The following is a 22,303-nucleotide window of genomic DNA, read 5'->3' as shown; positions in this document are numbered from 1 at the left end:
AGCGTAGGGACCCAGACTGCGGGTCGCCTTTCTTTTGCTTACTTTTCTTTGGCGAAGCAAAGAAAAGTGAGTCGCATGCCGGGCGACCCCGGCCAGCCACCCTCAGCAAAGAACAAGCCACCAGAACAATCACAACCCGGCCCCACAGAGTGACTACACTGATACCTCCCCCCACAGCCCCACTCCCAAACCCAAAAAATGGAATTCTTCACTTTGGTGACCTGCGTCGCCATAGCCGTCTACATCCTCAAACTGTCGGAAGAACGCCGGCGCATCGCCCTGCTGGGCAGCCACCTCGGCCAGTACCAGATCGAAAAACTGATGGAGACCCTGACCGACGGCTACCTGCGGGCGCTGGGCGAGAAGGAGCCGGAGCGACGCGAGCAGGTCTGGAACCAGCTGGCCAGCACAGAACTGAAGCTGTGCGAACAGTTCACCCGTTTTGCCACGGGCTTTTCCAAGGTCGATGAAGTCGATGCACGCGCAAGCAAACTGCCGATTGCCGTTCCCTTCATCGCCAAACTTTTTCCAGGCCTGACATTCGACATGCGAAAAATGCTGGCAGTCCACGCCCAAGGCATCCTGCAGACGGCAGAAAACAGCGCTCAACGCACGCCCAAGGACAAGGCCTTCACGATGTCAGCCGAACTTTTCCTGATGCAGCACAGCTGCCACTGGTTCTGCAAATCGAAAGCCGTGGCGTCGGCGCGCATGCTGGTGCGGCACAAGACCTCGCATGAACAACTCGTGGGGTCCGTCTCGCCCGAGACGCGTGCGGCCTACCTGGCCTTGACGGGGCGGTGACGCCTGCGTCACAAGCAGCTGATCTTTCCAACCGCCGGGCTGTCGCCCGCGCTACAGCCAACCGCCATCGCCGGTCCTATATTTCCAGCCATGACGGAACCCACAATCCTGAACACCCTGCAGGCGGTAAACCAGACCGCGTCCTTCAACCGCTGGGCCGGCTTTGAGGTCGTGCGCGCCGCGGCCGGCGAGGCCGAGATCCGCATGGCCTGGCGGGAGGAAGACATGGGCCAGTACGCCGGCTACCTGCATGCTGGCCTGATAGGCGCGATGCTGGACACGGCCTGCGGCTACGCGGCGGCTACCGTGGCCGGCCGCGTGCTGGCTTCGCACTTTTCAGTGAACTGCCTGGCACCGGCCGTGGGCCGCGGGTTTGTGGCACGCGGGCGAGTGGTGAAGGCTGGGCGCAAGCAGGTGTTTGCGAGTGCGGAGCTTTTTGCCGAGCAGGGCAGCGGCGAGCTGTTGCTGGTAGCCACCGGCAACACGATCCTGGTGCCTGTGATGCCTATAGAGCAGTCATCGGGAGTTTCAGTTCCAAGCGCCTGAAAGCTTCTCCGCCGGGTATGAGCTCGCGCCTCCGGTTCTGGTCAAGCATCGCGGCAATAGCACCGCTCCGCGAACTGCTTCAGGATACCCAGTGTCCCGACCCAGTAAAACTGCAGGTGTTTGAAGATACTGACTGTCGGGAAACCTGTCGCCCTGAGTGCCAGCGAGGTGGCATCCCCTTGGGGCGTCAGGCTGAACGTCAAAGTCGTGAAATTTCCAGATTCATAGGGAAGCCGGGACAAGGAACTCAAATGGGTGTAGCTGAGCCGCTCCATATCCTTGAACTCCAGGACCACGCCGATGTTCCGGAAGCGCAAGTGGTGGATGCCACTCACCACCATCGGGCTCCCAACCTTCCAATCGGTCTCTATCCCGATTTCCATCTCCGGCTCGCCCATCCACACCTTCATTTTCTCGGTATGGACCAGGCTATCCCATACAACCGGCGTTGGTGCGTTGATAAGCGTGTTTAGCTCGAAGGACTGTGTCACGGAAATCACACTGGCTAGTGCGCCCCGGCCGCAGCATCCGCCCCACCCGCCCCCGCATGCGTGGGCCGTGTCAAAAACACCAGCGGAATCAGCAGCAGGAAGATCAGCGCCGAGACATAAAACACGTCGTTGGCCGCGAGCATGTAAGCCTGCTGGTCGGCCAGGCGGTTGATGGTGCCCAGCGCCTGGTCGGGCGTGAGGCCGGCGCCGGCCAGGCCRGCAAGGGCGCTGTTGGTGGCGGTGCTGCCCTGGTTCACGTATTCGCTGATCTGCGCGTGGTGCATGGCGGCGCGGTCCTGCCAGATGGTGGTGGCGATGGAGGTGCCGAAGGAGCCGGCCGTGATGCGCACGAAATTCGACAAACCCGACGCCGCCGGGATCTTTTCGGGCGAGATGCCCGACAGCGTGATGGTGACCAGCGGGATGAAGAAGAAAGCCATGGCCACGCCCTGGATGATGGTCGGGATCATGATGGTCTGGAAGTCGGCCTGGGTGTTGAAGTGGGAGCGCATCCACAGCACCAGGGCGAACACCATGAAGGCAAAGGCGGCGAAGCGGCGCGGGTCGACCTTGGAGATGTTTTTGCCAACGACAGGCGACAGCAGCAAGGCGAAGGCACCCACCGGCGCCAGCACCATGCCGGCCTGGGTGGCGGTGTAGCCCATGTACTGCTGCAGCCACAGGGGCAGCAGCACCACGTTGCCGAAGAAGAGGCCGTAACCCACCGACAGCGCGAGCGCGCCGGCCCAGAAGTTGCGCCCCTTGAACAGTGTCAGGTCCACCACCGGGTGCTCTTCGGTGAGCTCCCAGATCACGAAGGCGATCAGGCCGACCAGCGCGATGATGGCCAGCGCGACGACCTCGCCGGAGTGGAACCAGTCCAGCTCCTGGCCCTTGTCGAGCATGATCTGCAGCGAGCCGACCCAGACCACCAGCAGCGCCAGACCCACCGAATCGATGGGCAGCTTGCGGGTGACGCTTTCACGCTTTCGGAAGATGCTCCAGGTGATGAAGGCCGCGCCCAGGCCCACGGGAATGTTGATGTAGAAAATCCAGGGCCAGGAAATGTTGTCGGTGATCCAGCCGCCCAGCAGCGGCCCCATGACCGGCGCGACCAGCGTCGTCATGGACCATAGCGCCATGGCCAGCCCCGCGAGCGCTTTCGGGTAACTCGACAGCAGCAGCGCCTGCGACAAAGGAATCATGGGCCCGGCGACCAGGCCCTGCAGCACGCGCAGAAAAATCAGCGTGGTCATGTTGGGCGCCAGGCCGCACAGCCAGGAGGTGAGCACGAACAGCAGGACGCTGGCCGTGAACAGCCGCACCTGGCCGAAGCGCTGTGACAGCCAGCCGGTGAGCGGCACGGCAATAGCGTTGGCCACGCCGAAGCTGGTGATGACCCAGGTGCCCTGGTTGGGGCTCACGCCCAGGTCGCCGGCGATGGCCGGCAGCGACACGTTGGCGATGGAGGTGTCGAGCACGTTCATGAAGGTCGCGGCCGACAGGGCCAGCGTGCCCCACAGGCGTGCCGAGCCCGTCAGCGGCGGAGGTGCGATGTAAGCGGAAGCAGGTGCGGAAGCCATGAAAGCCTTGCGAAGGAGGGGCTGGTGGAAACCGCGGTGGGGGTTCGCCGCGGTTGCGCGTGCTGGGGCTGTGGCTTAACGTGCCGGACGGTCGCCGGCCAGGGACAGCGTGTGGCTGAATGCCAGGGTCTGCGCATCGGCGCCGGCCTGGGCAGGCAAAGCAGCGCCGCCCGCTGGAAGCACAGGCTTCGCCGCATTGGCGGCCTTGGCCGACTTCACCGCGGCCTTGCCGGTGTTGGCGGCGATCACGCGCTGCACGTCCCTGTCGGCCGCATCGTCCTGCGCGCCGTAGGTCTGGGTGTGCGCTACGGCGGCATCGCGCGGCGCATCGGCCAGCATTTTGCCGTTCTTGTTGCTCACGTCGACTTCTGCGTCCATGGACAGGCCCACGCGCAATGGGTTCTCGGCGAGCTGCTTGGCGTCGAGTGCGATGCGCACGGGCACGCGCTGCACCACCTTGATCCAGTTGCCGGTGGCGTTCTGCGCGGGCAGCAGCGAGAACGCGGCACCGGTGCCCACGCCCAGGCCAGCAACGCTGCCCTTGTATTCGACCTTCTTGCCGTAGAGATCGGCCACCAGGGTGACGGGCTGGCCGATGCGGATGTTGCGCAGCTGCACTTCCTTGAAATTGGCGTCGACCCAGACCTGCTTGAGCGGGATGATGGACATCATGGGCGTGCCGGCGGCCACGCGCTGGCCGAGCTGCACCGTGCGTTTGGCGACGTAGCCGTCCACCGGCGCGAGCAGGCCCGCGCGCTGCGTTGCGAGGAAGGCTTCACGCACCCTGGCGGCCGCCACCTGCACGCTGGGGTGCTGTTCGATGCTGGTGCCTTCGGTCAGCGCCTGGTTGCTGGCGAGCTGTTCGCGCGCGGCGACCACGCCGGCCTGCGCGGCGGCCAGGGCGCTTTTGGCGGTGTCCAGTTGCGTCCTGGCGTGGTTGAGCTCTTCCCTGGACACGGCGCCGTTGCCGGTGAGCGACTGGCGGCGGTTGAGGTCGTCATTGGCGCGCGCGATGTCGCTTTGCGCCTTGGTGACATCGGCGTCGCGCAGCGCGATCTGCGCGGCCAGCGTGCCGTTGTTGGCGTAGAGCGTGCGTGCCTGGCGCACGGCCTGGGCCAGCGCGGCCTCGGCCTGCTCCAGCGCCACCTTGGCATCGGCCGGATCCAGTTGCACCAGCGCCTGGCCGGCTTTCACGAAGTCGGTGTCGTCGGCCATGATGGCCATGACGGTGCCGCTGATCTGCGGTGTGATCTGGATCACATTGCCCTGCACATAGGCGTTGTCGGTGGACTCGTAATGGCTGGCCACCAGGTATTCATATGCGGCCCAGCCCAGGCCGGCCACGACCACGACGGCGGCCAGCGCGGTCAGCGCCTTCTTGCGCTTGGGGTTGCCGGCGGGTACCGGCGCCGGTGCGGCGGCGGGCGTGGCCGCGGGCGTTGGAGAAGCGGATTGCGCTGGGGCGTTGGAGGATTCAGGAGTGTTCATGATGCGTGTTATGTGTTGGGTTAACTTTTGATCGCTGGTCACTTGTTCAGAGTTCAGAAAGCCGAACGAGCCTGCCGCTCCGTGGGCACGGCCTGGCCGGGGGTGTAGCCGCCGCCCAGCGCGCGTATCAGCGCCACCTGTGTGTCGAGCGCGCGGGCCGACAGGTCCACGGCCTGCCGGCGCTGGGCCAGCACACTGGTCTCCGCCGTGAGCACATTGAGGTAGTTGCCCAGGCCGGCCTTGTAGCGCTGCACGGCAATTTCGTAAGCGCTTTCGGCGGCGTCCTGGGCGGCGCGCTGCTCGGTTTGCTGGCGGGTGATGGCTTGCGAGGAGGCCACCTGGTCGGCGACGTCGCGTACCGCATCGATCACGGCGGCGTTATAACTTTCCACCGCGGCGTCGAGGTCGGCGGTCTTGCCGCGCAGGTTGGCGCGCAGCCGGCCCGCATCAAAAATCGGCAGGCGCAGCGCCGGGCCCACGCCCCACTGCCTACTGCCCGAGTCCATCAAGTTGCCCAGGCCTATGCTGGAGAAACCAGCAAAGGCAACGAGGTTGATATTGGGATAGAACTGGGTCTTGGCGTTGGCCACGTCCCTGGTTGAGGCCTCGACGCGCCAGCGCGCGGCGGCGACGTCGGCGCGGCGGCCCAGCAGGTCGGCCGGCAGGGTGGCGGCCACCGCGACGTTTTTGATCGCGGCTTGCGCGGGTGGATTCAGCGCTGCGGCGGCGTCGGGCTGGCCGACCAGCGCGCCCAGCGCGTTGCGCGTGAGGGCCATCTGCTCCAGCACGGTTTCAAGCTGCAGGCGCGCTTCGGGCAGGCCGCCTTCGCTCTGGCGCAATTCAAGGCGGGTATCCAGGCCGGCGTTGACGCGGTCTTGCACCAGCTTCAAGGTTTCCTCACGCTGGGCCAGCGTGCGGCGCGCCACATTGGCTTGTTCATTGAGGCGCACCAACTGGAAATACGTGCGGGCGACATTGCTGGCCAGCAGCACGCGCGCGGCCTGGGCGTCGGCTTCGGCGGCGTTGGCGCTGCCCAGCGCGGCATCGAGCGCTGCGCGGTTCTTGCCGAAGAAATCAAGCTCCCAGCTGGCATTGAGCTGGGCCGTTCCGCTTTCGCGGATGGAACCGGCCAGCGGCGGCGGCACCGCGCCATTGGCGGTGTAGCGCTGGCGGGTCAGGTCGAGCTGGCCTGTGAGCTGCGGCAAGGTGGCGGCGTCGGCCACTTCAATGACGGCCTGCGCGCGCGCCAGGCGGGCTTGCGCGAGCTTGAGGCTGGGGCTGGTCTGCAGGGCTTGCGCGACCAGGGTGTTGAGCTGCTCGTCGCCGAAGTCGCGCCACCATTCGGCGGCCAGCGGTGCCTGCGCCGTGGCCTGCGTGCCGGCATCGGCCTTCAGTCCCAGCGAAGGCGCGTCGCGCAGGCCGGACTGCGGCGCGATGCCGGACATGTCGGCGCAGCCGGTGAGTCCCGTCGCCATCAGGCCCACGGCGACCACGCTGGCGGCGGCCACCAGGGCCATGCGGAAGGAGGCGCGCCAGACGGGCAGGGTCTCGCCGGCATTCTGCGGCGCAGTGCCGGAAGCGTTTGAGGTGTCGGAATCCATGGGAAAGGAACAGGTGTTATTTGTCATGTTGTTCATTCGCTGCTTGGAGGGTGTGCGCGGTTTCAAGGATGCGGCGCAGATAGGCTTTGAGGTTTTGCCACTCTTCCACCGAAAACCCGGCCAGGTGGGCGTTCTGCACGCGGCTCAGCACGGCGGGAATTTCCTTGGCGGCGTCGCGGCCTTCGGGGGTCAATTCGATGTTCACCACGCGCCTGTCGTCGATGGAGCGGATGCGGCGGCAAAAACCCTTGGCTTCGAGCCGGTCCAGCAGGCGGGTCATGGAGCCCGCGTCGAGCTGGCATTCACGCGCGAGTTCGGCCACGGTGGAGGCTTTACGGAGATAGAGCTTGAGCATGGGCACCCATTGGGCGTTCGTCAGGCCCTGGGGCTCGAGTTCGCGTGCAACCTGCTGGGAAACGCTGTTGATGATCTGGCGCATCAGGTAGCCGGTGCTCTGGCCGGCGTCGTAATCAGCCGCGCAATAGAAATCGGCCGGCAAACCGCAAAGTGCGGGGCCGGGGGATTCCGGGCGGGTGGGTTTGGAAGTCATGGGCTCGAATAATACATGCCTAGACAATTAATGTCAAGGCGGTGTTTGTTTCGGCAATTTATTGACCTAATTTTGACTAAACTCCTCCCATGGCTACTCTCCCCTCCTCCCTGGGCCCCAAAGGCTCGCCGCGTTCGCTCTCCGGTCTTTTGCCTTTTTTGCGGCCCTACTGGGGCCACATCCTGGCGGCCGCGGTCTTCCTGGTACTGGCCGCGGTGGCGACGCTGGTGTTTCCGCTGGCCCTGCGCAGCCTGATCGACGGCGGCCTCACAGCGGCCGACAAGGGTCAACAGCTGATGGCCCTGCGTACCCATTTCTTCGAACTGTTTGCCGTGGCCGYSGCGCTGGGSCTKTTTTCGGCRKGCCGCTTTTACATGGTSAGCTGGCTGGGCGAGCGCGTGACGGCSGACCTGCGCAACGCGGTGTATGCCCATGTGGTGCGGCAAAGCCCGGAATTCTTCGAGACCACGCAGACCGGCGAGGTGCTGTCGCGCCTGACCGGCGACACGACGCTGGTGCAGACCGTCGTGGGTTCGTCGCTGAGCATGGGCCTGCGCAATGCCGTGATGGGCGTGGGGGCGCTGGGCATGCTGGTCTATACCAACCCCTATTTAATGGTGCAGGTGCTGGGCGTGCTGGTGCTGATCGTCGCGCCCTCGGTGTGGTTCGGCCGGCGCGTGCGCAAGCTGTCGCGCGCCAGCCAGGACCGCGTGGCCGACTCCAGCGCCATCGCCGCCGAGGTGCTCAATGCGATTCCGGTGGTGCAAAGCTATACCGCCGAAGCGCGTGAATCGGCGCGTTTCGACCAGTCGACCACCAATGCCTTCAACACCGCCGTGCGGCGCGCCCGGGCGCGCTCGGTGCTGGTGGCCTTCATCATCATCGCCACCTCGGCGGCGCTGCTGTGGGGCCTGTACCAGGGCACGCAGGCCGTGATGCGCGGCGACATCTCGGCCGGCCACCTGGGCCAGACCGTGGTCTACGTGATCATCCTGGCGAGCGCCGCGGCGGTGCTGGGCGAGGTCTATGGCGACCTGCTGCGCGCGGCCGGCGCCACGGAGCGCCTGATGGAGCTGCTGGCTTCGCGCTCGCCCGTGACCTCGCCGCCCGACCCTGTGCCGGCCCGGCTCACGCAGGCGGGCAGCGCCATCCAGTTTGAGGCCGTGAACTTTCACTATCCGTCGCGCCCGGCGCAGGCCGCGCTCAGCGACTTCAGCCTGAGCGTGGCCCCCGGAGAAACCGTGGCCATCGTCGGGCCCAGCGGCGCGGGCAAGAGCACGGTGTTCCAGCTGCTGCTGCGTTTTTACGACCCGGCTTCGGGCCGCATCGCACTCGACGGCGTGCGCACGGCCGACATGTCACTGCAAGACCTGCGCGACCGCATCGGCATCGTGCCGCAGGACGCGGTGATCTTCTCCACCAGCGCGCTCGAAAACATCCGCTACGGCAAACCCGGCGCCAGCGATGAGGAAACCCGCGCCGCCGCCCAGGCAGCGTTCGCGCATGAGTTCATCACCGCCTTGCCCGAGGGCTATGGCACCTTCCTGGGCGAACGCGGCGTGCGGCTGTCGGGCGGGCAGCGCCAGCGCATCGCGATCGCGCGGGCCATGCTGAAGAACGCGCCGCTGCTGCTGCTCGACGAAGCCACCAGCGCGCTGGATGCCGAAAGCGAGCGCATGGTGCAGGCGGCGCTGGAGTCGGCCATGAAGGGACGCACGACGCTGGTCATCGCGCACCGCCTGGCCACGGTGCAGCAGGCCGACCGCATCCTGGTGCTGGACCACGGCCGGCTGGTGGAGCAAGGCACGCACACCGAACTGGTGAACCGCGGCGGCGTGTACGCACGGCTGGCGGCCCTGCAGTTCACGGTGTGACACCCATCGATCCGGCCGCCTGAACCTTGGCGCCGGGTTCAAGGCCTGGGATATGCATTATTTGCATAGATAGTGGTGCACAATGCCTTGGACTATTCGGGAGCGGGCTTTTAAGCTCCGTGCATTGACCTTCCCCCAGAAATCCCACAAGGAGTTTTTCATGTCGCACGCAGCCTCATCCGGCCCCGTCTCCGCGGGCTCCCATCCCCTTCCCTCCTACCTCCAGGCCGACAACCTCGGCCCCTGGGGCAACTACCTGCAGCAGGTCGACCGCGTCATCCCGCACCTGGGCAGCCTGGCGCGCTGGGCCGAGACGCTCAAGCGGCCCAAACGCGTGCTGATCGTCGACGTGCCCATCCACATGGACGACGGCACCGTGGCCCACTTCGAGGGCTACCGCGTGCAGCACAACGTCTCGCGCGGCCCGGGCAAGGGCGGCGTGCGCTTTCACCAGGACGTCACGCTGTCGGAAGTGATGGCCCTGTCGGCCTGGATGTCGGTCAAGAACGCGGCGGTGAACGTGCCTTACGGCGGCGCCAAGGGCGGCATCCGCGTCGACCCCAAGAAGCTTTCGCGTGGCGAACTCGAGCGCATGACGCGCCGCTACACCAGCGAGATCGGCATCATCATCGGGCCCAACAAGGACATCCCGGCGCCCGACGTCAACACCAACGACCAGATCATGGCGTGGATGATGGACACCTATTCGATGAATACCGGCTCCACCTCGACCGGCGTGGTCACCGGCAAACCGGTCGACCTGGGCGGCTCGCTGGGCCGGCGTGAAGCCACCGGACGCGGCGTGTACACCGTGGGCGTGGAAGCGGCCAAACACATCGGCCTGGACATCGCAAGCTCGCGCATCGCGGTGCAGGGCTTCGGCAACGTGGGCGGCGTGGCGGGCAAGCTGTTTGCCGAAACCGGCGCTCGCGTCGTGGCCGTGCAGGACCACGGCGGCACGATTTACCGCGAGGCCGGCCTCGACGTGCCGGCGCTGCTCAAGCATGTGGAAGCCAACGGCAGCGTGGCCGGCTTCGCCGAGGCCGAAGTCATCGCCAACGACAAATTCTGGGACGTGGAGTGCGACATCCTGATCCCCGCCGCGCTCGAGCAGCAGATCACCGAAGCCAATGCCGGCCGCATCAAGGCGCGCATGATCATCGAAGGCGCAAACGGCCCGACCACACCGGCCGCCGACGACATCCTGCACGACCGCAACATCCTGGTGCTGCCGGACGTGATCGCCAACGCCGGCGGCGTGACGGTCAGCTATTTTGAATGGGTGCAGGATTTCTCCAGCTTCTTCTGGGACGAGGAAGAAATCAACAAGCGCCTGGTCAAGATCATGAAAGACGCCTTCGCCGGCGTCTGGCACGTGGCGCAAGACCAGAAGGTCAGCCTGCGCACCGCGACCTTCATCGTGGCCTGCAAGCGCATCCTGCACACGCGCGAACTGCGCGGCCTCTACCCCTGATGGCCGAAGCGCCCAGCGGCCCTGGCGGGCGGCCTGCGATGGCCGCTTTTCGCCTGCCTGCGGCCGCGCTGTTTCTGGGCGCGCTGGTGGCGGCCCTTGCGGCGCTGCTGGGGCCTTTGCTCGACGGCCCGGCTGTCGCGCGCTGGACCGTGCAAAGCTACGAAGAAGAAAACCTGCGGGCGGCCTTCGCGCTGGTCGGCATTCGCCACCTGCCGATGTTCCTGCTCGCGGTGGCGGCCGGCAATGCCGTTTTCAGGCTGCTCAAAAGCACCTCGCCCGCGATGGTGGCGGTGAGCGCCCTGCCCTGGTTGCTCTACGTGGTTGTGACCGGCACGATGGAGTCCATGGCCGTCGATGAAAGCCCGTTCAGCTGGATGAGCTATGAGCCGGCCTATTTCATCTGGCCGCATTTCGTCGCCATTCCCCTGGGGCTGTATGCGGCCAGCCGCATGGTGCGGCGGCGCAGTGCAATGCCGGCGCCCGGCTGAGCGGCTACTGCAGCGTTTCCTTGAGCGCCGCCGGCAGCGGCAAGGGCATCACGTCAATGCCCTCTTCCAGCAACTCGGCGGCTTCGCGCACGCTGGTCTGGCCGCGAATGCTGCGCGCCTCCTGCTCGCCATAGTGCATGCGGCGCGCTTCGTCGGCAAAACGCGTCCCCACATCCTCGGTATTGGCCAGCACATGGCGCACAGCCTGCAGGAATGCGGCCTGTTGGGCCTGGCTTACGCCGGACGGTGTTCCGGCGACCGCGGTCAGGCTGCGTGTCGCAGCGCCTTCTTCAGTCTTCACGGCTGTCGAAGATGGCGGATTGCCGGAGACATCCGGGTCCTGGCGCCCGCCGAGGTTGAGCCGCGGCGCGCTCGGGAGTTTTTGCACGCTTTTGTCAGCACACATCGGGCATTCGACCAGGCCGCGTGACAGCTGGCCCTGGAAATCGTCTTCGGACGCAAACCAGCCTTCAAACGAATGCTGGTGCGAACACTGGAGATTCAGGACTTTCATAGGCGGATTATCGCCGCGTAAGGCTAAACAGCGGCTTGCCAGTCCAATGCCCATGCGCCCGACAGCACGTTCTGCAGCCACAGCGCGCCAGTCAAGGTTTTTGCGTCGGTCACCCGGCCGTTGGCGCACCAGGCCAGCAGCTCGGCGGGCGTGGCGGTGAAGACGTCGAGGAATTCGCCGGCGTCGAGCTTGCGCGGGCCGGGCACCAACCCGCGCGCGAACCAGATGTCGATGAACTCGGTGGAATAGGAAATCACCGGGTGCAGCACACCGGCGCGGGCCCACTCTCGTGCGGTGTAACCAGTTTCCTCGAGCAGTTCGCGCTGCGCGCAGGCCAGCGAGTCTTCACCGGGGTCGAGCTTGCCCGCGGGGAACTCGACCATGACGGCCTGCACCGGGTAGCGGTATTGGCGCTCCAGCACCAGGCGGCCGTCGTCGCCTTGGGCCACGATCATCACGGCGCCCGGATGGATGACGTATTCACGCGTCGCCTGGCTGCCGTCGGGCAGGCCGACGGTGTCGCGCATGGCGTGCAGGAAGTGGCCCTTCAAAATCTCCGTGGAAGCCAGCCGGGTCTCCACAAGGTGCGCATCAGCCGGCTTGCCGGCGTCATCAGGGCCCGGCGGGGTTTTCATGAGCGGTGCTTGAAGAGATAGCGCCAGGTGAAACCGGGAAAGGCAAAGGTGATGAAGAGCGCGCCGGTGATGGCGTAAAACTCCCAGCCCTGCGGCGCGATCTGGCCGGTCCGCTGCTCGAGGTACAGGCCCAAGCCGCCGACGAGAAGGTACCAGACCACCATTTCGCCCAGGCGGATGCCGAGGTTCTTGGTCTGCTTCAGGGCGTAGACCGCGAACAGCCGGTTGCTGACAAAAGGCAGATTGGCCGCCAGCAGGGCCAGCAGCACGACCAGCCAGACCGAGGCCGTCTGCGTCATGAACCCAGGGATTTGACGATGCTGCTGATGGACTGCGAGCACAGCGTCATCAGGCCGCCGGGCAGCATACCCAGGACCAGGATGAGCGCGCCGTTGATCGCCAGCACCACCTTGGCATCCGTCGGGCCGGAGACCGGCTGGGCGTTGTGGGCCAGCGGCGCGTCAAAGTACATGACCTTGACCACGCGCAGGTAATAAAACGCGCCGACCAGCGACATGAGCACCGCAAAAACGGCCAATGCGATGTAGCTGCCCTGCTGCGATGAAATCAGCGCCTGCAGGACGGACAGCTTGGCATAAAAGCCCACCAGCGGCGGCAGGCCGGCCAGCGAGAACATGCTGATGGCCATGACGCCTGCATACAGCGGGCTGCGCTGGTTCAGGCCGGCCAGGTCGACGATGTCCTCTGACTCATGCCCGGCGCGCGCCAGCAGCATGATGATGCCGAAGGCGCCCAGGGTGGTGAGCACGTAGGTCAGGGCGTAGAACATCGCCGCGCTGTAGGCGGACTCGGTGTTGAGCTGGTTGCCGTTGACCACGCCGGCCAGCAGGCCGAGCAGCAGGAAACCCATCTGGGAGATGGTCGAGAACGCCAGCATGCGCTTGAGGTTGGACTGGGCGATGGCGGCCAGGTTACCTACCAGCAGCGAGCCTATCGCCATCAGGGCCAGCATCTGCTGCCAGTCAATCGCCAGCGGCAGCAGGCCTTCGACCAGCAGGCGGATGCAGATCGCGAAGGCCGCGAGCTGCGGCGCGCCGCCGATCAGCAGCGTGACAGCGGTGGGTGCGCCCTGGTAGACGTCGGGCAGCCACATGTGGAAAGGCACGGCCCCCAGCTTGAAGGCCAGGCCGGCCACGATGAAGACCAGGCCAAAAATCAGCACCTGGTGTTTGACCTGGCGGCTGGCGATGGCGTTGAACACCTCGTTGAGGTCCAGGGAGCCGGTCGCACCGTACAGCATCGACAGGCCGTAAAGCAGAAAGCCCGAGGCCAGCGCGCCCAGCACGAAATACTTCATGGCCGCTTCGGTGGCCGTGGCGTTGTCGCGGCGCAGGGCCACCAGCGCATAGCTGGACAGCGTGAGCAGCTCCAGGCCCATGTAAATCACCAGGAAGTTGTGGCCCGAGATCATCACGAACATGCCCAGCAGCGCGAACAGGCTCAGCGTGAAAAATTCGCCGCCGCGCAGCATCTCGCGGTCCGCTGCATAAGGCCGGCCGTAGACCAGCGTGATCATCACGGTGATACAGGCAAAACACTTGAGCCAGCCGCCCATGGGGTCGCTGACGATCATGTTGCCGAAACCGTAGAAAGTCTGCCCGCCCACCGCGTAGGCGGCCTCCATGGCGGCCACCACGGCCAGCGTCACCAGGGTGAGCACATAGGTCAACGTGCGCTGCGGCGTCTTGACGCCCAGGTCCACCAGCGCGATCACGCAGGCCATGGTCAGGAGGACGAGTTCGGGGTAAACCGCGATCCAGGAGAGTTTGTCTATCATCTGAATTCTTTGTAGTTTCAGTTCAGCTTGGACGTCGCAACGTGCTTGAGCAGGTCCGCCACTGAAGTGTTCATCACGTCCGTGAAGGGCTTGGGATAAATGCCCATGTACAGCACGGCGATGGCCAGCAGGGCCAGCATCAGGAACTCCCGGCTGTTGATGTCGGTGAGCGCCTTGACGTCCTCATTGGCCACGGGGCCCAGGTAGACGCGCTTGTACATCCACAGCGTGTAGGCCGCACCAAAAATAAGTGCCGTCGCCGCTGCGCCGCCTATCCAGAAGTTGTATTTGACGGCGCCCAGGATCACCATCCACTCGCCGACAAAACCCGCCGTGGCCGGCAGGCCGCAATTGGCCATCGCAAAGAGCAGCGCGAAGGCTGCGAACTTGGGCATGGTGTTGACCACGCCGCCGTAGCTGGCGATCTCGCGCGAGTGGACGCGGTCATACAGCACGCCGATGCACAGGAACATCGCGCCCGACACAAAACCGTGGGCAATCATCTGCACGATGCCGCCGGAGACGCCCAGGTCGTTGAAGATGAAAAAGCCCAGCGTGACAAAACCCATGTGGGCGACCGATGAATAGGCCACCAGCTTTTTCATGTCCTGCTGCACCAGGGCCACCAGGCCGACGTAGATGACGGCGATCAGCGACAGCGCGATCATCAGCCAGGCCCATTCGTGCGCGGCGTCCGGGGCGATTGGCATGGAGAAACGCAGAAAACCGTAGGCGCCCAGCTTCAGCATGATGGCAGCCAGCACGGCGGAGCCGCCCGTGGGCGCCTCGACGTGCACGTCGGGCAGCCAGGTGTGGACCGGCCACATCGGCACCTTGACGGCGAAGGCCGCGAAGAAAGCGAAGAACAGCAGTGTCTGTATCGTGCCGCCCAGCGGCAGCTTGTGCCAGGTCAGGATGTCGAAGCTGCCGCCCGACTTGTTGTACAGGAAGATCAGCGCCACCAGCATCAGCAGCGAGCCGAGCAAGGTGTAGAGGAAGAACTTGAAAGCCGCGTAGATCTTGTTGGGGCCGCCCCAGATGCCGATGATGAGGTACATCGGGATCAGCGTGGCTTCGAAAAACACGTAAAACAGGATGCCGTCCAGCGCCGAGAACACGCCGATCATGAGCCCGCTCAGGATCAGGAAAGAGGCCATGTACTGGTTCACGCGCGTGGTGATGGCTTCCCAGCTGGCGATGATGACCACCACGTTGATGAAGGCCGTCAGCAGCACGAACCACAGCGAAATGCCGTCGACGCCCACGTGGTAATTGACGTTGAAGCGCTGGATCCAGCTGCCCTTCTCGACAAATTGCATGGCCGAGGTACCCAGGTCGAAGCCGCCGTACAGCGGCAGCGTGACCCCGAAACTGACGACCGCGCCTATCAGCGCGATCCAGCGAACGCTGCGCGCCTGCTCGTCACGTCCCAGCGCCAGCAGAACCACACCGAAAACAATCGGTGTCCAGATCGCAAGACTCAACAAACCCATTCTTGTTCTTCCTTGATTTTGTTGAACTGATCAGCGATTGAGCCAGACGAAATACGTCATCAACACAAACACGCCAATGATCATGCCGAAGGCATAGTGGTAGATGTAGCCGGACTGCAGCCGGCGGACCATGCCGGAGACCCAGCCGATCACCTTCCAGGAGCCGTTGACCAGTGCGCCGTCGATCAGCTTCTGGTCGCCGCCCTTCCAGAGCGCGGTGCCGAGGGCGCGTGTTCCGCGGGCCAGCACGTTTTCATTGAACCAGTCGAAGTAGTACTTGTTCTCGAGCAGCGTGAAGATGGGCATGAACATACGCTTGATCGCGGCGGGCAAGGCCGGGTTGACCATGTACATATACCAGGCCAGCACCGAGCCTCCCAGGGCCAGCCAGAAAGGCGGCGCCATCAGCCCATGCAAGGCCATCTGGGCAGGGCCGTGGAACAGCTGCTTGAGCTCTTCCATGGCGGGATGTTTTTCGAGGTTCACGAAGATCGCACCCTTGAAGAAATCGCCGTACAGCATGGGTTCAATCGTCATGAAACCGATGACCACGGACGGGATCGCCAACAGGATCAGCGGCACCGTCACCACCCAGGGCGATTCGTGCGGCTCGTGGTGCTCGTGGTGCTCGTGGTGCTCGTCATGGTGGCCGTGATCGTCGTGGCCATGGTGGTGCGCGTCCGGATTCTGGTCGTAGCGCTCCTTGCCGTGGAACACCAGGAAATACAGGCGAAAGGAATAGAAGGCCGTGACAAAGACGCCCGCCAGCACCGCGAAATACGCGAAACCGGAGCCCGCCAGATGGCTTTCATGCACGGCTTCGATGATGCTGTCCTTGGAGTAGAAACCCGCGAACAGTGGCGTACCGATCAAGGCCAGCGTGCCCAGCAGCGAGGTGATCCAGGTGATGSGCATGTACTTGCGCAMGCCGCCCATCCAGCGGATGTCYTGGTTGTGGTGCATGCCGATGATGACCGAGCCTGCCGCCAGGAACAGCAGCGCCTTGAAGAAAGCGTGCGTCATCAGGTGGAACACCGCGACGGAGTAAGCCGAAGCACCCAGCGCCACCGTCATGTAACCGAGCTGCGAGAGCGTCGAGTACGCGACCACGCGCTTGATGTCGTTCTGGATGATGCCGAGAAAGCCCATGAACAAGGCGGTGATGGCACCTATCACCATGATGAAACTCAGCGCGGTGTCGCTGAGCTCAAACAGCGGCGACATGCGCGCCACCATGAAAATGCCGGCCGTCACCATGGTTGCCGCGTGGATCAGCGCGGAGATAGGCGTCGGGCCTTCCATGGAGTCCGGCAGCCAGACATGCAAGGGGAATTGCGCCGACTTGCCCATTGCACCTATGAAGAGGCAGATGCAGATCACGGTGACCAGCATCCAGCCGGTACCGGGAAACTTGATGCTCGAAAGTTCACCGGCCTTGGCAAAAGCCTCACCGTAGTTGAGCGTGCCGGCGTAGGCAGCGATCAGGCCGATGCCAAGGATGAAACCGAAGTCGCCCACGCGGTTGACCAGGAAGGCCTTCATGTTCGCGAAGATGGCGGTCGGCTTGTTGAACCAGAAACCGATCAGCAGGTAGGAGACCAGGCCCACAGCCTCCCAGCCGAAGAACAGCTGCAGCATGTTGTTGCTCATGACCAGCATCAGCATGGAGAAGGTAAACAGCGAGATGTAGGCGAAGAAGCGGTTGTAGCCCTCGTCTTCTTCCATATAGCCTATGGTGTAGATGTGCACCATCAGCGACACAAAGGTCACCACGCACATCATCATGGCGGTAAGGCCGTCGACCAGGAAGCCGACCTCCATCTTCAGGCCGCCGACGTTCATCCAGGTGTAGAGCGTCTCGTTGAAACGCGCGCCGTCGATTGCCACGCTCTTGAGCGTCATCGCCGAAATGATGAAGGCCACCAGCACGCCGAGGATGGTCAGGCTGTGCGACAGGCGGCGGCCTATCCAGTTGCCGCCGAAAGAGGTGCCGAGGATACCGGCCGCCAGGGCGCCGGCCAGCGGCGCCAAGGGAACGGCCAGCAGGGCCGATGCTGAGAGGGTTTGGCTCATTTTATTGTTAGCCCTGGAGCGTGTTGAGTTCGTCTACGTTGATGCTGGACTTGTTGCGGAACAGCAGCACCAGGATGGCCAGGCCTATGGCCGATTCGGCCGCGGCGACGGTCAGGATGAAGAACACGAACACCTGGCCGGCCATGTCGTTCAGGTAGTAGGAGAAGGCCACAAAATTCATGTTGACCGCCAGCAACATGAGCTCGATGGCCATCAGCAGCACGATCAGGTTTTTGCGGTTCAGGAAGATGCCGATGACCGACAGCGCGAACAGCATCGCGCCCAGCGAAAGAAAATGTCCCAGGGTGAGCGTCATGCCTTCTTCTCCTCGGCGGCTGCGGGGGCCGCAACCACAACGGGTGCGGGCATCACGGATTTCATCTTGACCAGGCTCACGCGATCGGCGCGCTTGACCCGGATCTGCTCTGAAGGGTTCTGGTACTTGGAGTCCTTGCGGGCGCGCAGGGTCAGCGCGATAGCGGCAATGATGGCCACCAGCAGAATCACCGCGGCGACTTCCAGCGGGTACAGGTATTCGGAGTACAGCAGCTTGCCGAGCTCCTTGGTGTTGGAGACCTGCGCGCCTATCTGGCCCGCGGCGGTCGCGACTTTGGGTGGCTCACGGAAGCCGCCCATCAACACATAAGACATTTCCAGCGCGATGATGGCGCCGACGGAGCCGGCCAGCGGGAAATGTTTCCAGAAACCCTTGCGCATGCTGTCGATGTTGATGTCCAGCATCATCACGACGAACAGGAAGAGCACCATCACGGCGCCCACATAGACGAGCACCAGCGTGATGGCCAGGAACTCTGCCTTGAGCAGGATCCAGACGGCGGACGCCTGGAAGAACGCCAGCACGAGGTAAAGCGCCGCATGCACCGGGTTGCGCGCGGTAATCACCTTGAATGCCGCAAACAGCAGCACCGCAGCGAAAACATAAAAAAGACCTGTTTTAGCGTCCATGTTGTTGTGGATTCTTTCTTGAGCCAGCGGCTTGGGATTCAGCGGTACTTGGCATCAGCCGCGCGGTTGGCGGCGATTTCGGATTCATACCGGTCGCCCACGGCCAGCAGCATCTCTTTGGTGAAATACAGGTCGCCGCGTTTTTCGCCGTGGTATTCAAAGATGTGGGTCTCGACGATGGAGTCGACCGGACAGCTCTCTTCGCAGAAACCGCAGAAGATGCATTTGGTCAGGTCGATGTCGTAGCGCGAGGTGCGGCGGCTGCCGTCTTCACGCACGTCGGATTCGATGGTGATGGCCAGCGCCGGGCWCACCGCTTCGCAGAGCTTGCAGGCGATGCAGCGCTCTTCGCCGTTTTCATAACGGCGCAGCGCATGCAGGCCGCGAAAACGCGGGCTCAGCGGGGTTTTCTCTTCGGGAAACTGGACCGTGATCTTGCGGCTGAACATGTACTTGCCGGTCAGGGCCATGCCCTTGAACAGCTCGGTGAGCATGAAGCTCGACGCAAAGTCTTTGATGGAAGCTACGGCACTCATGATGATTTCCTGCACAACTGAGTCAGATAAGGGGTGCTCGCGAGAGGCTCTGCCCCAGCAGGGGCCGCGGAACCGGCTTTGCCGGGCCGCAGGCGCAGCGCCCCCTCGGGGGGCAGCGCATTACACGAAGTGAAAAGCGTGGGGGCCATATCTACTTCCAGATGTTGTACGGCGTCTGCATCCAGGCGCCAACGACCACCAGCCAGACCAGGGTCACGGGAATGAAAATCTTCCAGCCCAGGCGCATGATCTGGTCATAGCGAAAGCGCGGGAAGGTGGCGCGCACCCACAGGAACATGGTGACCACCACAAAGGTCTTGGCGCCGAGCCAGATCCAGCCGGGGATGAAGCTCAAGGCTTCGACGGGAGGCAGCCAGCCGCCGAGGAACAGCAGCACGGCCAGGATGGCAACCAGCCACATGTTGGCGTATTCGGCGAGGAAGAACATCGCGAAGGCCATGCCCGAGTACTCGACCATGTGGCCGGCCACGATTTCGGACTCGCCTTCGACAACGTCAAACGGGTGGCGATTCGTTTCGGCCAGGCCCGAGATGAAGTAGACGACAAAGATCGGCAGCAGCGGCAGCCAGTTCCAGGACAGGAAAGTCCAGCCATTGCTTGCCAGCATGCCCTTGCCCTGGCTCATCACGATGTCGGTCATGTTCAGGCTGCCGGACACCATGAGCACCACCACCAGGCAGAAACCCATGGCGATTTCATAGCTGACCATTTGCGCCGAGGCGCGCATGGCGCCGAGGAAGGCGTATTTGGAGTTGGAAGCCCAGCCCGCGATGATCACGCCATAGACCTCCAGCGAGGTGATGGCCATCAGGAACAGCAGGCCGGCATTGATGTTGGCCAGCGCGATCTCGGGCCCGAAGGGAATCACGGCCCAGGCGGCCAGGGCCGGCATGATGGTCATGATGGGGCCGAGCACGAACAGGCCCTTGCTGGCCGCCGTCGGAATGATGATTTCCTTGGTCAGCAGCTTGAGCGCATCGGCGATTGGCTGCAGCAGGCCGAAAGGCCCGACGCGGTTGGGGCCGAGGCGAATCTGCGTGAAGCCGATGGCCTTGCGTTCCCACAAGGTGAGGTAGGCCACGAGGCCCATCAGCGGCAGCAGGACACAGACGATCTTGATGAGCGTCCACAGCACAGGCCATACGGTGGCCGGCCAGATGCCGCCCATCAGACCCTGGCCGAAGGCGAAGATTCCATCAATCATGCCGCCACTCCTTCGAGCTTCGCTTCGAGGCCGGCGGCCTGGCGGGCATCCGCCGTCAGCTGCAGCGATGTGGCGCGCCTGACCAGCCCGTCGAGCTGGTAAATGCTGGCCACCGCAGGCGCCTGGGCGGGAACTGCCGACAGGTCGATGGCGGCCTGGGTGCCGTTGCCGAGCTTGTCCGCGGGAAGCTGAACCGCATCGGCGCCGGCGACCTGCTTGAGCACGTCCTGCGAGGATTCGAAATCAAAACCGGGCAAGTCCAGCAGGTTGGCGAGCACGCGCAGCACCTTCCAGGCCGGACGGGTATCGCCCAGCGGCTTGACGACGGCATGGAAACCTTGCACGCGGCCTTCGGCGTTCACGAAGGTGCCGGGGGTTTCGGTGAAAGGCGCGATCGGCAGCAGCACGTCGCTGAAAGCCATGTTGGCCTTGAAGGGGCTCAGCGTCACAACCATTTGCGCGGCGTTGAGCGTGGACTTGGCCCTGGCACCAGCGGCCGAGTCGAACTCGGGCTCATTGTTGAGCAGGATCACGGCCTTGAGCTGGCCGTCCAGCATCTGGCCCGCGTTGAGGCCCTTGCCTGCCGGCAAGGCGCCGGCCAGCTGGGCGCCCACGGTGTTGGCGGCTTCCGTGAGGTAACCCACGGTGGCGCCGGTCTGCACGGCGATCCAGTTGGCAAGCGCCAACAGGCTGGAGGCCTTGGCGTGGTGCGCTGCGGCATTGCCCAGCAGGATGGCTTTGCGCTCGCCGCCCAGCAGGGACTTGGCGATGGCCTTGGCGGCATCAGTGGCATTGCCGGCTGCGGGCGCGGTGACGCTCTTGTCGGCGGCAATCGCGGCGGCCACGTCGGCCAGGGACTGGGCCCAGGCTTCGGGCGAAGCCAGCAGCGTGTTGGCGACGGGCATGGCCCACGCGTCGGCGCTAGCCAGTTCGGCGGCGGAGTTGATGGTGCTCAGCGCCCCGCCCTTGCGAACGGCCTGGCGTATGCGCTGCGCGAACAGCGGATGGTCCTTGCGCAGGTTGGAGCCGACCACCAGCACGCGCTGCAGCTGCGACAGCGAGGCGATGGAGGTGCCCAGCCAGCGGATGGCCGAAGGCGCGGCGAACTCGGCGTTGCGCAGGCGGTAGTCGATGTTCTCGCTGCCCAGGCCGCGCATCAATGAGGCGGCCAGGTAGAGCTCTTCGAGCGTGCTGTGCGGGCTGGCCAGGGTGCCGATGCTGTTGGCACCGTGGTCGACCTTGATCTGCTTGAGGCCGTTGGCCACGTATTCGAGCGCGGTCTGCCAGTCGACGGCTTTCCATTCGCCGCCCTGCTTGAGCATGGGGCTGGTCAGGCGCTCGTCGCCGTTGAGGGCTTCATACGAGAAGCGATCGCGATCGGCGATCCAGCATTCGTTGACGTCTTCGTTCTCCAGGGGCACCACGCGCATGACCTTGTTGCTCTTGACCTGGACGATCAGGTTGGCGCCGGTCGAATCGTGCGGGCTGACCGACTTGCGGCGCGACAGCTCCCAGGTACGGGCGCTGTAGCGGAAAGGCTTGCTGGTCAGCGCGCCGACCGGGCAGATGTCGATCATGTTGCCGGACAGCTCGGAGTCCACCGACATGCCGACGAAGGTTTCGATCTCGGCGTGCTCGCCGCGGTGCGACATGCCGAGTTCCATCACGCCGGCCACTTCCTGGCCGAAGCGCACGCAGCGCGTGCAATGGATGCAGCGGCTCATCTCCTGCATGGAGATCAGCGGGCCGACGTCCTTGTGGAAGACGACGCGCTTTTCTTCTTCGTAGCGCGATTCGCTGCCGCCGTAACCGACGGCCAGGTCCTGCAACTGGCACTCGCCGCCCTGGTCGCAGATCGGGCAGTCCAGCGGGTGGTTGATCAGCAGGAACTCCATCACGCCCTTCTGGGCCTTGATGGCTTTGTCGTTCTTGGTGCGCACGATCATGCCCTGGGTGACGGGCGTGGCGCAGGCCGGCATGGGCTTGGGCGCCTTCTCCACGTCGACCAGGCACATGCGGCAGTTGGCGGCAATGCTCAGTTTCTTGTGATAGCAGAAGTGCGGAATGTAGGTGCCGGCTTTTTCAGCCGCATGCATCACCGTGCTGCCCTCAAGCACTTCCACCTTCTGACCGTCGAGTTCTATTTCAACCATATTTTTTCTTT

General features: G+C 64.2%; 21 protein-coding genes. 5 read left to right on the top strand and 16 right to left on the bottom strand.

Annotation, left to right across the window (positions count from 1 at the left end):
• Nucleotides 1-198: 198 nt before the first annotated feature.
• Both AC1D1Y_RS21810 and AC1D1Y_RS21805 read left to right on the top strand, forming a co-directional pair.
• Nucleotides 199-804, top strand: coding sequence for a hypothetical protein (locus AC1D1Y_RS21810; protein WP_477684180.1), 606 nt, complete (start codon nucleotides 199-201; stop codon nucleotides 802-804).
• A gap of 90 nt (nucleotides 805-894) precedes the next feature.
• A complete protein-coding gene (locus AC1D1Y_RS21805; protein WP_477684179.1) occupies nucleotides 895-1,350 on the top strand; it encodes a PaaI family thioesterase in 456 nt (151 codons plus the stop codon).
• Between the two features lie 41 nt (nucleotides 1,351-1,391).
• Here AC1D1Y_RS21805 and AC1D1Y_RS21800 read toward each other — a convergent pair whose 3' ends face one another.
• The 5 genes from AC1D1Y_RS21800 to AC1D1Y_RS21780 form a co-directional block, all read right to left on the bottom strand.
• Entirely contained in the window at nucleotides 1,392-1,841 is a 450-nt protein-coding gene (locus AC1D1Y_RS21800; RefSeq protein WP_477684178.1) for an SRPBCC family protein, read from the bottom strand.
• A 14-nt stretch (nucleotides 1,842-1,855) separates the two neighbouring features.
• Complete coding sequence (locus tag AC1D1Y_RS21795; RefSeq protein ID WP_477678398.1) at nucleotides 1,856-3,424, bottom strand: DHA2 family efflux MFS transporter permease subunit; 1,569 nt, start codon at nucleotides 3,422-3,424, stop codon at nucleotides 1,856-1,858.
• 75 nt (nucleotides 3,425-3,499) lie between these two features.
• Complete coding sequence (locus AC1D1Y_RS21790; RefSeq protein ID WP_477684177.1) at nucleotides 3,500-4,912, bottom strand: EmrA/EmrK family multidrug efflux transporter periplasmic adaptor subunit; 1,413 nt, start codon at nucleotides 4,910-4,912, stop codon at nucleotides 3,500-3,502.
• Between the two features lie 53 nt (nucleotides 4,913-4,965).
• Complete coding sequence (locus AC1D1Y_RS21785; RefSeq protein ID WP_477684181.1) at nucleotides 4,966-6,429, bottom strand: efflux transporter outer membrane subunit; 1,464 nt, start codon at nucleotides 6,427-6,429, stop codon at nucleotides 4,966-4,968.
• Between the two features lie 100 nt (nucleotides 6,430-6,529).
• The gene (locus AC1D1Y_RS21780; RefSeq protein ID WP_477654947.1) at nucleotides 6,530-7,063 is read right to left on the bottom strand and encodes a MarR family winged helix-turn-helix transcriptional regulator; all 534 of its coding nucleotides are present in this window, start codon (nucleotides 7,061-7,063) and stop codon (nucleotides 6,530-6,532) included.
• Nucleotides 7,064-7,152: 89 nt separating this feature from the next.
• On the opposite strand from AC1D1Y_RS21780, the gene AC1D1Y_RS21775 reads away from it, so the two are divergent.
• The 3 genes from AC1D1Y_RS21775 (at nucleotide 7,153) to AC1D1Y_RS21765 (ending at nucleotide 10,899) form a co-directional block, all read left to right on the top strand.
• A complete protein-coding gene (locus tag AC1D1Y_RS21775) occupies nucleotides 7,153-8,937 on the top strand; it encodes an ABC transporter transmembrane domain-containing protein (RefSeq protein ID WP_477684176.1) in 1,785 nt (594 codons plus the stop codon).
• 160 nt (nucleotides 8,938-9,097) lie between these two features.
• Nucleotides 9,098-10,411: a Glu/Leu/Phe/Val family dehydrogenase gene (locus tag AC1D1Y_RS21770; RefSeq protein ID WP_477654945.1), complete on the top strand. Its 1,314-nt coding sequence runs from the start codon at nucleotides 9,098-9,100 to the stop codon at nucleotides 10,409-10,411.
• Nucleotides 10,412-10,449: 38 nt separating this feature from the next.
• Nucleotides 10,450-10,899: a hypothetical protein gene (locus AC1D1Y_RS21765; protein WP_477684175.1), complete on the top strand. Its 450-nt coding sequence runs from the start codon at nucleotides 10,450-10,452 to the stop codon at nucleotides 10,897-10,899.
• Nucleotides 10,900-10,903: 4 nt separating this feature from the next.
• Here the strand turns inward: AC1D1Y_RS21765 and AC1D1Y_RS21760 are convergent, their stop codons facing one another.
• The 11 genes from AC1D1Y_RS21760 to nuoG form a co-directional block, all read right to left on the bottom strand.
• On the bottom strand, nucleotides 10,904-11,413 hold the full coding sequence (locus tag AC1D1Y_RS21760) for a DUF1178 family protein (protein ID WP_477684174.1): 510 nt from the start codon (nucleotides 11,411-11,413) through the stop codon (nucleotides 10,904-10,906).
• A gap of 23 nt (nucleotides 11,414-11,436) precedes the next feature.
• Nucleotides 11,437-12,048 (bottom strand): NUDIX domain-containing protein, encoded by a 612-nt coding sequence (locus AC1D1Y_RS21755; protein WP_477684173.1) that lies wholly within the window; start codon nucleotides 12,046-12,048, stop codon nucleotides 11,437-11,439.
• The gene (locus AC1D1Y_RS21750; RefSeq protein WP_477684172.1) at nucleotides 12,045-12,347 is read right to left on the bottom strand and encodes a DUF2818 family protein; all 303 of its coding nucleotides are present in this window, start codon (nucleotides 12,345-12,347) and stop codon (nucleotides 12,045-12,047) included. The genes AC1D1Y_RS21755 and AC1D1Y_RS21750 overlap by 4 nt, the downstream gene beginning before the upstream one ends.
• Nucleotides 12,344-13,846: an NADH-quinone oxidoreductase subunit NuoN gene (nuoN, locus tag AC1D1Y_RS21745; RefSeq protein ID WP_477684171.1), complete on the bottom strand. Its 1,503-nt coding sequence runs from the start codon at nucleotides 13,844-13,846 to the stop codon at nucleotides 12,344-12,346. The genes AC1D1Y_RS21750 and nuoN overlap by 4 nt, the downstream gene beginning before the upstream one ends.
• Before the next feature lie 17 nt (nucleotides 13,847-13,863).
• On the bottom strand, nucleotides 13,864-15,339 hold the full coding sequence (locus AC1D1Y_RS21740) for an NADH-quinone oxidoreductase subunit M (RefSeq protein WP_477654939.1): 1,476 nt from the start codon (nucleotides 15,337-15,339) through the stop codon (nucleotides 13,864-13,866).
• Nucleotides 15,340-15,369: 30 nt separating this feature from the next.
• Nucleotides 15,370-17,412 (bottom strand): NADH-quinone oxidoreductase subunit L, encoded by a 2,043-nt coding sequence (nuoL, locus tag AC1D1Y_RS21735; RefSeq protein ID WP_477684170.1) that lies wholly within the window; start codon nucleotides 17,410-17,412, stop codon nucleotides 15,370-15,372.
• A 7-nt stretch (nucleotides 17,413-17,419) separates the two neighbouring features.
• Nucleotides 17,420-17,728 carry an NADH-quinone oxidoreductase subunit NuoK gene (nuoK, locus tag AC1D1Y_RS21730; protein WP_007864437.1) on the bottom strand — a complete coding sequence of 103 codons (309 nt, stop codon included), beginning with the start codon at nucleotides 17,726-17,728 and terminating at the stop codon, nucleotides 17,420-17,422.
• Complete coding sequence (locus AC1D1Y_RS21725; RefSeq protein ID WP_477654937.1) at nucleotides 17,725-18,378, bottom strand: NADH-quinone oxidoreductase subunit J; 654 nt, start codon at nucleotides 18,376-18,378, stop codon at nucleotides 17,725-17,727. The genes nuoK and AC1D1Y_RS21725 overlap by 4 nt, the downstream gene beginning before the upstream one ends.
• Nucleotides 18,379-18,416: 38 nt before the next feature.
• Nucleotides 18,417-18,914, bottom strand: a complete 498-nt coding sequence (gene nuoI, locus AC1D1Y_RS21720; protein ID WP_477684169.1) for an NADH-quinone oxidoreductase subunit NuoI — start codon at nucleotides 18,912-18,914, stop codon at nucleotides 18,417-18,419.
• Between the two features lie 151 nt (nucleotides 18,915-19,065).
• Nucleotides 19,066-20,139, bottom strand: coding sequence for an NADH-quinone oxidoreductase subunit NuoH (gene nuoH, locus AC1D1Y_RS21715; protein WP_477671598.1), 1,074 nt, complete (start codon nucleotides 20,137-20,139; stop codon nucleotides 19,066-19,068).
• The gene (gene nuoG / locus AC1D1Y_RS21710) at nucleotides 20,136-22,292 is read right to left on the bottom strand and encodes an NADH-quinone oxidoreductase subunit NuoG (protein WP_477684168.1); all 2,157 of its coding nucleotides are present in this window, start codon (nucleotides 22,290-22,292) and stop codon (nucleotides 20,136-20,138) included. The genes nuoH and nuoG overlap by 4 nt, the downstream gene beginning before the upstream one ends.
• Nucleotides 22,293-22,303 lie beyond the last annotated feature (11 nt).

Source organism: Polaromonas sp. P1_G1, assembly GCF_056405595.1.
Note: the sequence above shows the minus strand (reverse complement) of the source record. Positions and strands in the feature narration are given on the sequence as shown.